Annotated in this window: 10 protein-coding genes and 1 pseudogene; 2 read left to right on the top strand and 9 right to left on the bottom strand. The window is 70.9% G+C overall.

Annotated elements, in window-relative coordinates:
- Positions 1-8: 8 nt before the first annotated feature.
- Complete coding sequence (locus V8690_RS01115) at positions 9-410, bottom strand: STAS domain-containing protein (protein ID WP_338775419.1); 402 nt, start codon at positions 408-410, stop codon at positions 9-11.
- A 340-nt stretch (positions 411-750) separates the two neighbouring features.
- Between V8690_RS01115 and V8690_RS01110 the strand changes: the two genes are divergently transcribed.
- Positions 751-1,122, top strand: a complete 372-nt coding sequence (locus V8690_RS01110) for a PRC-barrel domain containing protein (protein ID WP_338775417.1) — start codon at positions 751-753, stop codon at positions 1,120-1,122.
- A gap of 45 nt (positions 1,123-1,167) precedes the next feature.
- On the opposite strand, the pseudogene V8690_RS01105 reads toward V8690_RS01110, so the two are convergent.
- Both V8690_RS01105 and V8690_RS01100 read right to left on the bottom strand, forming a co-directional pair.
- Positions 1,168-1,601, bottom strand: a pseudogene (locus tag V8690_RS01105) (ATP-binding protein).
- Positions 1,602-1,717: 116 nt separating this feature from the next.
- Positions 1,718-3,616, bottom strand: coding sequence for an AMP-dependent synthetase/ligase (locus V8690_RS01100; RefSeq protein ID WP_338775416.1), 1,899 nt, complete (start codon positions 3,614-3,616; stop codon positions 1,718-1,720).
- Positions 3,617-3,767: 151 nt separating this feature from the next.
- Between V8690_RS01100 and V8690_RS01095 the strand changes: the two genes are divergently transcribed.
- Entirely contained in the window at positions 3,768-4,001 is a 234-nt protein-coding gene (locus tag V8690_RS01095; protein WP_338775415.1) for a DUF6480 family protein, read from the top strand.
- Between the two features lie 58 nt (positions 4,002-4,059).
- On the opposite strand, the gene V8690_RS01090 is transcribed toward V8690_RS01095, so the two are convergent.
- The 6 genes from V8690_RS01090 to V8690_RS01065 form a co-directional block, all read right to left on the bottom strand.
- Complete coding sequence (locus V8690_RS01090; RefSeq protein WP_338775414.1) at positions 4,060-5,148, bottom strand: glutamate--cysteine ligase; 1,089 nt, start codon at positions 5,146-5,148, stop codon at positions 4,060-4,062.
- Between the two features lie 112 nt (positions 5,149-5,260).
- Positions 5,261-7,468: a 1,4-alpha-glucan branching enzyme gene (glgB, locus tag V8690_RS01085; RefSeq protein WP_338775413.1), complete on the bottom strand. Its 2,208-nt coding sequence runs from the start codon at positions 7,466-7,468 to the stop codon at positions 5,261-5,263.
- 3 nt (positions 7,469-7,471) lie between these two features.
- Positions 7,472-8,833: a maltokinase gene (locus tag V8690_RS01080; RefSeq protein WP_338775412.1), complete on the bottom strand. Its 1,362-nt coding sequence runs from the start codon at positions 8,831-8,833 to the stop codon at positions 7,472-7,474.
- A gap of 28 nt (positions 8,834-8,861) precedes the next feature.
- A complete protein-coding gene (gene treS, locus V8690_RS01075) occupies positions 8,862-10,580 on the bottom strand; it encodes a maltose alpha-D-glucosyltransferase (RefSeq protein ID WP_338775411.1) in 1,719 nt (572 codons plus the stop codon).
- Positions 10,577-12,574 carry an alpha-1,4-glucan--maltose-1-phosphate maltosyltransferase gene (locus tag V8690_RS01070; protein WP_338775410.1) on the bottom strand — a complete coding sequence of 666 codons (1,998 nt, stop codon included), beginning with the start codon at positions 12,572-12,574 and terminating at the stop codon, positions 10,577-10,579. Before V8690_RS01070 ends, treS begins: the two co-directional genes overlap by 4 nt.
- A 70-nt stretch (positions 12,575-12,644) precedes the next feature.
- The gene (locus V8690_RS01065) at positions 12,645-12,968 is read right to left on the bottom strand and encodes a DUF5133 domain-containing protein (RefSeq protein ID WP_338775409.1); all 324 of its coding nucleotides are present in this window, start codon (positions 12,966-12,968) and stop codon (positions 12,645-12,647) included.
- Between the last annotated feature and the right edge of the window lie 222 nt (positions 12,969-13,190).

Genomic DNA, 13,190 nt, shown 5'->3' with positions numbered 1-13,190 from the left:
CCCGCCCGTCAGGCGCTCTGCGTCCCCGGCTCCTCGGGGGTGTCCGGCACTTCGTCGGCACGGGCCAGTGCCTCGTCGACGCTCTCCGATATCGGCACCGTGATGCTGACGCCGGTCAGGTCGAGGACGCGCCGCACGGCCGGCGTCGGGCTGATGACGTGCACGCTGCCGGCGGTCCTGCGGGTCTCCTGGTACACCCGCAGGATGATGTTCATCCCGGACGAGTCCATGAAGGGAACGGACGAGAGGTCGAGCAGGAAGTGCCGTCGGCCGTGGTGGAGCTGGTTGGCCAGATGGGCCTGGAACTCGGTCGCGGTGTCGACGTCCAGGTAGCCGTCGACCGTGATCAGGGCCACGTCCTCCCGGGGCAGTTCGACTTCCACGGACAGCGGGTTCTGGGCGAGGGGCACGGGTACCTCCAACGAGTGCTACGGCCTGGGCAGGTCACCTCTGTGGATGACCGCGGTGCGGGGCGATGCCGGTCGTGGCGCGGGCTCTGCTGCTGTTTCTCATGTGCCTCCCTTCGCTACCGGGCTCCGTTTTCACCGCGCCCCCGCGCTTACCCCGGAAACCGTCCTGCATGCCCCCGGGTACGAACCTTGCCGCTGCCCGCCGCCGACGACGTACGGTGGCACGTGTGTGCGCCGAATGCGCTTGCGGCAGGAGGGTAATTGCTGCTGTGGAGCGGAGTGGGCGGGACCCGTCCGCCGGGCTCCGCGATCCGCACACCGTCAGGGAGGATGGAGCAGCGTGGCCATCGACAGAATCTGGTCGTACGCGCCGGACAGCGGTCACGTCGAGGGGCAGGACCTGACCGGTTTCACCGTCGCCGCGACCGACGGCACGATCGGGCACGTGGACCGCGAGGCCGCCCCGCACGGCATGCGGCACCTGGTCGTCGACACAGGCGTGTGGGTGTTCGGCCGCAGCGTCCTGGTGCCGGCCGGAGTCGTCACCGGCATCGACAGGCAGGGCCGGAGGATCACCCTGGCCTGCACCAGGGGAGACGCCAAGGCGGCACCCCGCTTCCAGACCGACAGCGAGACCCGGGACCGGGAGTACCTCACGGCCGTGGGCGACTACTACGAGAGGCTGCCACCGCGAGCGGCGACGTCGGCCTGAGCCCTCAGCCGGTCACGGGCGCGCCGCGCCCGTGACGCTCCCGGCTCACCAGGGCAGGAACACGTGCACGTCCTTGCCGCGCTCGTCGCTCACCACGCTGACCTGGTCGCACAAGGTGTGGATCAGGTGCCAGCCGATTCCGCCGCCCCCGCTGCGCGGATCGAACGGGCGCGGCGCCGGCTCCGTGGAGCTGGTGTCGTGCAGGACCACATGCACTCCGTCGAAGGTCCGGCGCATCCGCAGCGCGAACGGGCCGGGGCGTACTGGACCGCGTTGGCGGCCAGTTCCGTCACCACCAACAGGATGTCGTCCCAGTACTCGGGGGCAGAGGGCGGCGAGGAGCGTGACAGATCACGCAGGAACTCCTCCGCGGCCAGTCGCGCGCCCGTCACGTCGTGCGGCTCGCCCACGAAGCTGTTCGTGCGGCTCGGAATCTCCTCGGAGGTCAGTGCGTCATCCCCACGCGGCTCGGTTGACATATCGCCTTTCCGGCCCGGCGTCAGCAAGGGCTGTCGTCAGGGCTGTCGTCCTTTCTCTTGCGTCGCCACTGTTGCGTGTTCCCGAGGGGGCGAGGCCTACGCGTACGGCTCCGTGCTCACCGGAACACGTTGTCCGAGTCGTCCCAGTTCGACGGTTCGTCCCGGGTGCTCGGCCGCCCCGGACGCCTGCGCGACTGGTACATCGCGTCGATCTCGGACGCGTAGTGCCGCACGATCTCGTCCCGGCGCAGTTTCATCGACGGCGTCAGCAGCCCGTTGGTCACGTCGAACGGCTCCGGCAGGACCCGGAAGACCCGGATCGACTCCGACTGCGACACGGAGCTGTTGGCCGCCGCCACGGCACGCGCGACCTCCTCCCGCAGCGCGTTCTCCTCCCGCGCCTCGCGCATCTCGCCCTGAAGCGCCAGCGCCGCCCGCCAGTGCGCCAGGAACTCCGGATCCAGCGTGATGAGGGCGCCCACACAGGGCCGGTTGTCGCCCACGACCACCGCCTGGTGGATGAGCGGGTGCATCCGCAGCCGCTGCTCCAGGGCGGCCGGGGCGACGCTCTTGCCGCTGCTGGTGACGATGATGTCCTTCTTGCGGCCGGTGATCGTCAGATACCCCTCCGAGTCCAGCTGCCCGAGGTCCCCGGTGGCCAGCCAGCCGCCGCGCAGCGCGGCCCGGGTGGCGGCCTCGTCCCCCACGTATCCCTGGAACACGGACGGGCCGTGCACGAGGATCTCCCCGTCCTCCGCCACCCGGATCTCCGTGCCCGGCAGGGCCTGCCCGACGGTCCCGGACTTCTCCCGGCCCAGCGGCTGCATCGTCACCCCGCCGGCGGTCTCCGTCAAGCCGTACCCGTCGTGCACGTAGATGCCGATGCCCTCGTAGAAGAGCGACAGATCGCGGCTGAGGGGAGAGCCGCCGGACGTCGCCCGCCGCACCCGGCCGCCCAGCGCGGCCCGCAGCCTGCGGTACACCGTGCGCTCGTACAGGGCATGCTGGAGCCGCAGATCTAAGCCGGGCCCGCGGCCCCGCCCCAGCCGCCGGCGTTCCACGGCCGCGGCGAAGTCCCGCGCCGTCTCGGCGGCACGCTCGAACAGACCGCCGTGGCCTCCCTGCCGGGCCGTGCGCAGGAAGGTCTTGTAGATCTTCTCGAAGACCGACGGGACCGCGTAGAAGTACGTGGGCCTGAAGGAGCTCAGCGCCGACGACAGTGCCTCGCCGCCCAGCTCGGCCTGGTGCCCCATGAGCAGGCCGCCGCGCACGCACACGTTCTGGATCATCAGCCCGTACACATGGGAGAAGGGCAGGAACGCCAGCACGGAGCCCTGCTCCCCGCGTGGTGCCGCCGTGTGTCCCCAGCCCGTCAGCAGTGTGTCGCAGGGGGCGGCCAGGTTGCGGTGGCTGAGGGCGCAGCCCATGGCGTGGCCGGACGTGCCGGAGGTGTAGGCGATGACGGCCGTGGAGTCCGGCAGCACGATGCGGCGCATCGAGTCGACCGTGGCGAGCGGGATGAACTCCCCGCGCACCGTCAGGTCCTCCAGCGCGCCCGCGTCCAGCTGCCAGACGTGGCGCAGCCGCGGCAGGGACGCGCACACCGAGCCGACGGTCATGACGCCCTGCTCGTCCTCCACCACCACGGCGACACAGCCGGCCTCCCGCAGGATCCACTCGACCTGGTCGCGCGACGACGTCGGGTAGACCGGGACGACCTCGGCACCCACGGCCCACAACGCGTAGCACAGGACCGTCCACTCGTACCGGGTGCGCGCCATGATCGCCACGCGGTGCCCCGGCGCTATCCCGGAGGCGATCAGCCCCTTGGCCAGGTCCACCACCTCGTCGCGCAGCTCGATCGCCGTCACCTCCTCCCAGGAGACGGAGGCCGGGTCGGCGCGGCGGGCGAGCACCGGCCGGGTGGGTTCGCGCTCCGCCGTCTCGAAGACGCTGTCGGCGAGCCCTCCGGTCAGCGGCGAGACGGCCGGTGGAGCGAGGGCGAGGTCGCGCATGCACTGCTCCTGACATGTACGAGGTGTGACATTGCCGACGGGTAGCGTCATCGGCGGGGCTCGAATGTAGTCGAGCCGGGACTCTCAGGGGTCGGGAAATACGGAAGTCGTCCCGCTGATGATCACGGCGGGATCGGGGGACCCGGAGGACATGAGTCACATCAGCCCCGATCCCGAACCCGAACGCACCTCCGGCCTGGAACCGGGCGGCGGCGTACCGCCGGGCGAGACCCCGCCCGCGGAGAGCAGCATGCCCGAGGCGGGCCCCCGGGAGACGCACAACCCGCCCAAGGGCTGGGCCAAGGCACCGATGGCCGCGATCCTCGTCCTCGTGGTGCTGGTCGCGGCGTTCTTCCTGGTCTACGCCCTCGTTCTGATCCTCTGAGGTCCGGTCCTCCGAGGTCCGAACCCTCCGAGCCCGTCTCAGGAAGAAGGCGGGACGCTCACGCCTGTGTGTGGCGGACGCACTCGGTGACGACGTCCCGCAGGCTCCCCGTGCGCTCCATCAGCGCGCGCTGTACCTGTGCGCCGTTGCCGTCCCGCAGCAGCTCCTCGCAGGCGGCCCGGGCCCTATCGAGGTCACCGGTGTCCGCGAGGGCCTCCTCGACGTGGTCCAGCAGGGCACGGACGACCGCCTCGGCGGGCAGGCGCCGCATGGTCGCGGGGTGCAGCAGCTCGCCCGAGAGACCGGACCGGGCGGCCACCCAGTCGGCCAGCCGCAGCAGGCTGACACTGTGGTCGAGCGGTTCCCGGCCGGCCCGCCACTCGCGTGCCGCGGTCTCGACCAGCCCGCGGACGAGCGTGGCGACCAGCGCGGCCGTGCCGGAGTGCAGACAGACGTCCGACACCCGGACCTCCACCGTCGGATACCGCTGGGACAGCCGCGCGTCGAAGTAGATCATCCCGTCGTCGAGGAGAGCGCCGGTGGCCACCATGTCGGCGATCAGACGGTGGTAGCGCTCGGCCGAGCCGAAGATCTCGGTCGGGCCGGCCGACGGCCAGCGCAGCCACACCCGGCTGCGGTAGCTGCTGTACCCCGTGTCCTTGCCCTGCCAGAACGGCGAGTTCGCACTGAGCGCCGTCAGGACCTGGAGCCAGGGCCGCACCCGGTCGATGACCGCGACGCCCTCCTCGTCGGACTCGACGGACACGTGCACGTGGCAGCCCAGGACGAGTTGCTCCCGGGTGGCGATGCCGTACTGCTCGGCCATCCACTGGTACCGGCGGTTGACGCCGACCGCGGGGCTGACCGGCAGCGGGGACGTGGCGAGCGCCGCGACCGTGCAGCCGATCTCCCCGGCGTGCCGGGCCGCCTCCTTGCGGCAGCGGACGATCTCCGCGCGCAGGCTCTCCATGGACGACTGCGGATGGGTGGCGAACTCCAGCATCTGCTCGTGGAGTTCCTTCTCGAAGACGTCCTGATCCGCGTCGTCCTGCGCGGCCCGGGCGAGCACCGCCGCGGACAGCGCCCGGGGTTCCCCGGTCTCCGGGTCGACCAGGAGGAGCTCCTCCTCCACTCCGACGGTGCGCACCCTGTTGCCCGCCCTTCTGTGACCCTGCCGCGTCGGCCACCGGGCGTTCCCGGTGGTACGACACCCAGTGCCCCTCACAGGCGGGTCGGACACCTGGTGCGGCCGCGGGACCTCACGGAGCGAACGGCGTCAGCCACACGGTGGCCAGCGGCGGCAGCGTGATCCGGACACAGCCGTCCTCCGGTTTGACCGGATCCGGGTTGGTGACGCCGCTGCCGCCGTAGCGCGGGTCGTCGGTGTTCAGGGTCTCCTGCCAGGCGACGGTGTCAGCCGGGACCCACAGGCCGTAGTCGTGCCGGACGACCGGGGAGAAGTTCGACACCGCCAGCAGCGGCCTGCCCTCGGCGTCGTACCTCAGGAACGCGAAGACGTTGTCGTCGGCCGAGTCCACCGCCACCCATCGGAAGCCCTCAGGGCGGGTGTCGCACTGCCACAGCGCCGGCGTCGCCCGGTACGCCGTGTTCAGGTCACGGACCAGATCACGCACGCCCCGGTGGTCGCCCGCCGAGTGGTAGCCGTCGTCGAGCAGCCACCACTCCGGTCCGTGCTCCACCGACCACTCCGCTCCCTGCGCGAACTCCTGCCCCATGAACAGCAACTGCTTGCCGGGGTGGCTCCACATGAAGCCGAGGTAGGCGCGGACGGTCGCGCGCCGCTGCCACCAGTCGCCCGGCGCCTTCGACACCAGCGCCTGCTTGCCGTGCACGACCTCGTCGTGGGAGATCGGCAGGACGTAGTTCTCGCTGTAGGCGTACACCATCGAGAACGTCATCTCGTGGTGGTGGTACTTGCGGTGCACCGGCTCGTGGGAGAGGTACTCCAGCGAGTCGTGCATCCAGCCCATGTTCCACTTCAGGCCGAAGCCGAGCCCGCCGGTGCCGGTGGGCTTGGTCACGCCGCCCCAGGCGGTGGACTCCTCCGCGATCGTCACCACGCCGGGGGCGCGCCGGTAGACGGTCGCGTTCATCTCCTGGAGGAACGCCATGGCCGCCAGGTCCTCCCGGCCGCCGTAGGCGTTGGGCTCCCACTGGCCGTCCTCACGCGAGTAGTCCAGGTAGAGCATGGAGGCGACCGCGTCCACGCGCAGCCCGTCGATGTGGAACTCCTCGCACCAGTACACCGCGTTCGCCACGAGGAAGTTGCGCACCTCGGTGCGGGCGAAGTCGAACTCGTACGTGCCCCAGTCCGGGTGCTCGGCGCGCCGGTCGTCCCCGGGCTCGTACAGCGGGTCCCCGTCGAACCGGGCCAGCGCCCAGTCGTCCTTCGGGAAGTGCGCCGGCACCCAGTCCATGATCACGCCGATGCCGGCCCGGTGGCAGGCGTCGACGAAGTACCGGAAGTCGTCCGGGGTCCCGAGCCGCGCGGTCGGCGCGTAGAAGCCGGTGACCTGGTAGCCCCAGGAGCCGTGGAAGGGGTGCTCGGCGACCGGCATCAGCTCGACGTGCGTGAAGCCGAGGTCCTTGACGTAGGCCGGGAGTTCCTCGGCGAGCTGCCGGTAGTCCAGCCCCGGCCGCCAGGACGGCAGATGCACCTCGTACACCGAGAACGGCGCCTCGTGCACCGGCGTGTCGGCGCGGTGCGCCATCCACTGAGCGTCGCCCCACTCGTAGTGCGAGGCCGTCACGATCGACGCCGTGTTGGGCGGCTCCTCGGTGCGGCGGGCCATCGGGTCCGCCTTCAGGAAGCGGTGGCCGTACCGGGAGGTGATCTCGAACTTGTACGCCGTGCCCTCGCCGACGCCCGGCAGGAACAGCTCCCACACGCCGGACGCGCCGAGGGAGCGCATCGGGGACTGCGTCCCGTCCCAGTAGGTGAAGTCCGCGGCGACCCGCACGCCCTGCGCGTTCGGCGCCCACACCGTGAACCGGGTGCCGGTCACGCCCTGGTGGGTCATGGGCTGCGCGCCGAGCGCCTGCCACAGCTGCTCGTGCCGGCCCTCGCGGATCAGGTGCAGGTCGAGTTCGCCGAGCGCGGGCAGGAAGCGGTAAGGGTCGTGCACCTCCTGCTCGCCGCCCTCGTACGCCACGTGCAGCGTGTACGACGGGATCTCCGCCAGCGGCAGCACGCCGGAGAACAGGCCGTCGCCCTCCGAGACGAGCGGGGTGCGCTTGCCGCCGGTCACCACGCTCACGGAGCGGGCGAAGGGGCGCAGTGCCCGGAACACGATCCCGCCGGGGACCGGGTGGGCGCCCAGCAGCGCGTGCGGATCGTGGTGGGCGCCCGCCAGCAGGCGCCCGCGGTCCTCCGGGCTCAGGGCGGGCGCGGTCGCGCTCGGGACCGGGCCGGACGTCTCCGGGATTGAGGTGTCGCGCAGGGCCACGGCTCAGTCTCCTCTCACAGCGAGGCGCTCGATCGCCGCCATCGGTACAGGCAGCCAGTCGGGGCGGTGCCGTGCCTCGTACAGCACCTCGTACACGGCCCGGTCCGTCTCGTAGGCCCGGAGCAGTCCGTGTTTCTTGCGCGGGTCCCAGCCGGCGCGGACGGCATAGCCCGCGCAGTAGGCCTCGCGGCAGCGTCGCGCCCACTGCGGGCGCCAGGGGCGGCGCTGCCGGGCGGCGTAGTCGAACGAGCGCAGCATCCCGGCGATGTCCCGCACGGGGGAGTGGGCGCTGCGCCGTTCGGAGAGCGGCCGGGACGGCTCGCCCTCGAAGTCGATGACGAACCACTCGCGTCCGGCCCGCAGCACCTGGCCCAGGTGCAGGTCGCCGTGGATGCGCTGGGCGGGCGGCCCGGCGTCGCAGGTGGTGAGGGCGGCGAACGCGGTCCGCAGGCCCGGCACGTACGGCTGGAGCGCGGGCACGCAGTGCGCGGCGGCGGCCAGCCGCTCGGTCATCGCGGTCGCCGTACGCCCGTTCTCCCCGGGCTCGCCGACCGGGAAGGCCGAGGCGAGGGCGAGGTGCACCTCCGCCGTGGTCGCGCCCAGCGCCCGGGCCTGGGCCGTGAAGTCGTCTCCGGCGGCCAGGGCGTGGAGCGCCAGCGTCCAGCCGTCGGAGGCGTCCCGCAGATACGGCTGGAGAACACCGAGGGTGGCCTTGAACGGATGCTTCGTCTGGAACCAGGCCACGGGCGCGGGCACTCGGTGGCAGCCCTGCCTGGCCAGCGCCCCCGGCACCTCCAGGTCCGGGTTGACGCCCGGCTGGATGCGCCGGAAGACCTTCAGGATGTACTCGTCGCCGTACACCAGCGAGGAGTTGGACTGCTCCGCGTCCAGCAGTCGCGGCACCAGTCCGCCGGGCACCGGCTGGTCCGGGTCGCAGTCGAACCGCAGGGGGCCGGCGGTGCCGGGGTGCCTCAGCCGGTCCAGGAGCAGCTGGGCCGATCGGGGGTCGTGCAGCGCGTCGTAGACCGTCAGACCGGCCAGCGGCCCGTCCTGAACCCGCCCGATGAGGGCCCGTCCGAGGCGCGGCGACGGGTGCTCCCGTACGCCGAGCAGAAGCTGGTAGCAGTCCCCGGCCGGGAGAGCACCGCCCGGGGACGGCACACCCGTGTGACCGGCGTGGACCAGCAGGTGCAGACAGCCCGGGAACAGCTCGGTCATCGACAGCAGGCCGAGCTCCGTGACGGGCCGGTCCTTGCCCGCGAACCAGCGCTGCCGCGGCAGCCAGTCGCGCAGCAGCCCGCCGAGCGACTCCATGGGCTCGGCCAGGCGCGTGAGGCTCGGGCGGAGGGATGCGGTCTTCGGCATGGTCACGCCTCCTTTCGTCGGCGCGTGCTCACAGTCGGCGGCCGATGCGGGATGCGACTCGAGTGAGCCGGAACCAGTAGAAGCCGTGGCCCCCGAGGGTCAGCAGATACGGCAGTTCGCCGATCGCGGGGAAGCGGACCCCGCCGAACAGCTCTACCGGGTGGCGCCCGGCGAACTCGCGCAGATCGAGTTCGGTGGGCTGGGCGAACCGTGCGAAGTTGTTCACGCACAGCACGAGGTCGTCCTCGTACGCCCGCAGGAAGGCCAGCACCGCGGGGTTGGAGGAGGACAGTTCGGTGTACGAGCCGAGCCCGAAGGCGGGATTCTGCTTGCGGATCTCGATCATGCGGCGGGTCCAGTGCAGCAGCGACGACGGCGACGACATCGACGCCTCGACGTTGGTCACCTGGTGGCCGTAGACCGGGTCCATGATCGCCGGCAGGTAGAGGCGGCCCGGGTCGCAGGTGGAGAACCCGGCGTTGCGGTCCGGGGTCCATTGCATCGGTGTGCGCACGGCGTCCCGGTCGCCGAGCCAGATGTTGTCGCCCATGCCGATCTCGTCGCCGTAGTACAGGATCGGCGAGCCGGGCAGGGCCAGCAGCAGGGCCGTGAACAGCTCGATGGTGTGCCGGTCGTTGTCCAGCAGGGGAGCCAGGCGCCTGCGGATGCCGATGTTGGCGCGCATCCGTGGGTCCTTGGCGTACTCGGCCCACATGTAGTCGCGCTCTTCGTCGGTGACCATCTCGAGGGTCAGCTCGTCGTGGTTGCGCAGGAACATGCCCCACTGGCAGCCCGAGGGAATGGCCGGGGTCTTGGCCAGGATCTCGGAGACCGGGTAGCGGGATTCGCGCCGCACCGCCATGAAGATGCGCGGCATGACCGGGAAGTGGAAGGCCATGTGGCACTCGTCGCCGCCGCTCGGGTAGTCGCCGAAGTAGTCGACGACGTCCTCGGGCCACTGGTTGGCCTCCGCCAGCAGCACCGTGTCCGGGTACTGCGCGTCGATCTCGCGGCGGACGCGCTTGAGGAACGCGTGGGTGGCGGGCAGGTTCTCACAGTTGGTGCCCTCGGCCGCGTACAGGTACGGCACCGCGTCCAGCCGGAAGCCGTCGATTCCGAGGTCCAGCCAGAACTTCAGCGCGGCCAGGATCTCCTCCTGGACACGCGGGTTCTCGTAGTTGAGGTCCGGCTGGTGCGAGAAGAAACGGTGGAAGAAGTACTGGCCGCGCACCGGGTCGAACGTCCAGTTCGACGTCTCGGTGTCGACGAAGATGATCCGGGCGTCCGGGTAGCCCTTGTCGTCGTCGGCCCACACGTAGTAGTCGCCGTAGGGGCCGTCGGGGTCCTTGCGCGACTCCTGGAACCACGGGTGCTGGTCGCTGGTGTGGTTCATGACGAAGTCGATGATCACGCGCATGCCGCGCTGGTGGGCGGCGTCGACGAACTCCACGAAGTCGGCCAGGTCACCGAACTCCGGCAGGACGGCCGTGTAGTCGGAGACGTCGTAGCCGCCGTCCCGGAGGGGGGACTTGAAGAACGGCGGCAGCCACAGGCAGTCGACGCCCAGCCACTGGAGGTAGTCGAGCTTGGCGGTCAGTCCCCTGAGGTCACCGATGCCGTCGCCGTCGCTGTCCTGGAACGAGCGGACGAGTACCTCGTAGAAGACGGCGCGCTTGAACCACTCCGGGTCCCGGTCCCTGACGGGGGTGTCCTCGAAAGTGTCCAGCACGGGCTCGTTCACGGTCATGACGTTCCTGCCCCTCCGTTCCCTTGCGCGGCGGGCGGCGACTGGACGTGGAAGACGTGCGCGGGAGCCCGCCCCGGGTCCAGACGCACGTAGTTGTTCCCGCTCCAGTGGTAGGTCTCGCCGGTGATTTCGTCGCGCACCGGCACCGACTCGTGCCAGTCCAGGCCGAGTTGCGGCATGTCCAACGAGACCGTGCCCTGCTGGGTGTGGTGGGGGTCGAGATTGGCGACCACCAGGACGACGTCGGACCCGGTGCGCTTGCTGTACGCGATGAGCGCGTCGTTGTCGGTGTGGTGGAAGCGGAGGTTCCTGAGCCGGTGGAGCGCGGGGTGTTCCCGGCGGATGGTGTTGAGCCTGGTGATCAGTGGGGTGATGGTGCGTCCCTCGCGTTCGGCGGCTTCCCAGTCGCGGTGCCTGAGCTGGTACTTCTCCGAGTCGAGGTACTCCTCGCTGCCCTGTCTGAGCGGGGTGTTCTCGCACAGCTCGTAGCCGGAGTAGATGCCCCAGGTGGGGGAGAGGGTCGCGGCGAGGACGGCCCGGACCTCGAAGGCGGGGCGGCCGCCGTGCTGGAGGTAGGCGTGCAGGATGTCGGGGGTGTTGGCGAAGAAGTTCGGCCGCATGTAGGAGGCGGCCTCACCGGAGAGTTCGGTGAGGTATTCGGTCAGCTCCTGCTTGGTGTTGCGCCAGGTGAAGTACGTGTAGGACTGCTGGAAGCCGATCTGGGCGAGGGTGTGCATCATCGCCGGGCGGGTGAACGCCTCGGCCAGGAAGATCACATCGGGGTCGGTGCGGTTGATGTCCGCGATGACCCGCTCCCAGAAGACGACCGGCTTGGTGTGGGGGTTGTCCACCCGGAAGATCCGCACGCCGCAGTCCATCCAGTGCCGCAGCACCCGGCAGGTCTCGGCGATCAGGCCGTCCATGTCGGCGTCGAAGGCGATGGGGTAGATGTCCTGGTACTTCTTGGGCGGGTTCTCCGCGTAGGCGATGGTGCCGTCGGGGCGGTGGTGGAACCACTCGGGGTGTTTGTGCACCCAGGGGTGGTCCGGGGAGCACTGCAAGGCGAAGTCCAGGGCGATCTCCAGCCCCAGGTCGCGGGCCTGTCCGACGAACCAGGTGAAGTCCTCCAGGGTGCCCAGGGCGGGGTGGACGGCGTCGTGGCCGCCCTCGGGGGAGCCGATCGCCCAGGGCACGCCGACGTCGTCGGGCCCGGGGGAGAGGGTGTTGTTCCTGCCTTTGCGGAAGGTGGTGCCGATGGGGTGGATGGGGGGCAGGTAGACCACGTCGAAGCCCATCGCCGCGATCGCCGGCAGTCTGCGGGCGGCGGTGCGGAAGGTGCCGTGGGGCTGTCGGCGGGTGCCCTCGGAGCGGGGGAAGAACTCGTACCAGGAGCCGTACAGGGCCCGCTCCCGCTCGACCAGGAGCGGCAGCGGCTCGGAGGTGGTGACCAGCTCCCGCAGCGGATGGCGGGCCAGGACCTCGTCCACCTCCGGCGTCAGCGCCGCCGCCAGCCGCGCCGCCGGGGGCAGCGAGTCGTCGCGCAGCTCCTGGGCGGCGTCGAGCAGCACGTCGCGGCCGGCTTCCCTGGGAACGCCGGCCGCCGCTCGCTCGTAGAGTTCGGCGCCCTCTTCGAGGACCAGGCCGGGGTCGATGCCGGCCGGCACCTTTATGCCCGCCGTGTGGCGCCAGGTGGCCACCGGATCGCTCCAGGCCTCCACCCGGTACGTCCAGCGGCCGACAAAGTCCGCGGTGACCTCGGCGCCCCAGCGGTCGCTGCCCGGGGCCAGTTCCCGCATCGGCGTCCACGGCCCGGGGCGGCCCTCGGGATCCTTCAGGACGACATTGGCGGCGACCGCGTCGTGCCCCTCCCGGAACACGGTGGCGGTGACCTCGAACGTCTCTCCCACGACCGCCTTGGCCGGCCGGTTGCCGCTCTCCACGGCCGGGCGGACGTCCCGTACCGGGATACGGCCGATGGCCCGGGTCCTACTCATGGTCCTCACCTCCACCGTGCTCGAAAGCCGGGCCAGGGGCCCGGTTCAGGGGACGAGATGTGCGCGGCGGCTACCGTCCCGCGGGAGAGCGTCGCTCCGCCGCCGGCGGTCTTCGCCGGACCGCGGCGGCCGGACGGGTCCGTTCGTTCTGTTCCTGCAGACAGGTGACCTGCTGTTCCTGCAGATAGGCGACCTCGTTGGTGCGCAGATACCGCTCGGCCGCGTCCGCCGCTTCCCGCGCGCAGCGCTTGCCCATCAGCACGCAGAGCGTGTAGCCGGAGTCCTCGAACGTGGCCCGCACGGTGCGGTCGTTCGGTGCCGCGAGCATCACGCGTTCCCAGGCCCGGTAACGCCGCAACTGCCGGGCGACTTCGGCTTTGGCGGGTAGCAGCATGGCGCCGATCACCTTTCGGGCTCGAGGGGCACGGTCTCCCGACGGTCGGACGGCGGCCGTGCCCACAGCGGCACGGACCCGTAACGGCGATCGAGTTCTTCACACATGGTGCACGGGTGACGACGCAGCGTCTTGTTGGATCCTCAACCAAAATCGGAGCGGCCCAGCCGTCCCAGGCCATCCGCGCGCGCTCACCTGATCGTTGATGCGCCTCAACTGTGC

This window comes from Streptomyces sp. DG1A-41, assembly GCF_037055355.1.
Classification (GTDB): domain Bacteria; phylum Actinomycetota; class Actinomycetes; order Streptomycetales; family Streptomycetaceae; genus Streptomyces.
Note: the sequence above shows the minus strand (reverse complement) of the source record. Positions and strands in the feature narration are given on the sequence as shown.

What these genes read in the sequence shown, in the direction of transcription:
- V8690_RS01100 (WP_338775416.1), bottom strand. Translation starts at nt 3,616, where the DNA reads ATGCGCGACCTCGCCCTCGCTCCACCGGCCGTCTCGCCGCTGACCGGA.
- V8690_RS01095 (WP_338775415.1), top strand. Translation starts at nt 3,768, where the DNA reads ATGAGTCACATCAGCCCCGATCCCGAACCCGAACGCACCTCCGGCCTG.
- V8690_RS01080 (WP_338775412.1), bottom strand. Translation starts at nt 8,833, where the DNA reads ATGCCGAAGACCGCATCCCTCCGCCCGAGCCTCACGCGCCTGGCCGAG.
- treS (WP_338775411.1), bottom strand. Translation starts at nt 10,580, where the DNA reads ATGACCGTGAACGAGCCCGTGCTGGACACTTTCGAGGACACCCCCGTC.
- V8690_RS01070 (WP_338775410.1), bottom strand. Translation starts at nt 12,574, where the DNA reads ATGAGTAGGACCCGGGCCATCGGCCGTATCCCGGTACGGGACGTCCGC.
- V8690_RS01065 (WP_338775409.1), bottom strand. Translation starts at nt 12,968, where the DNA reads ATGCTGCTACCCGCCAAAGCCGAAGTCGCCCGGCAGTTGCGGCGTTAC.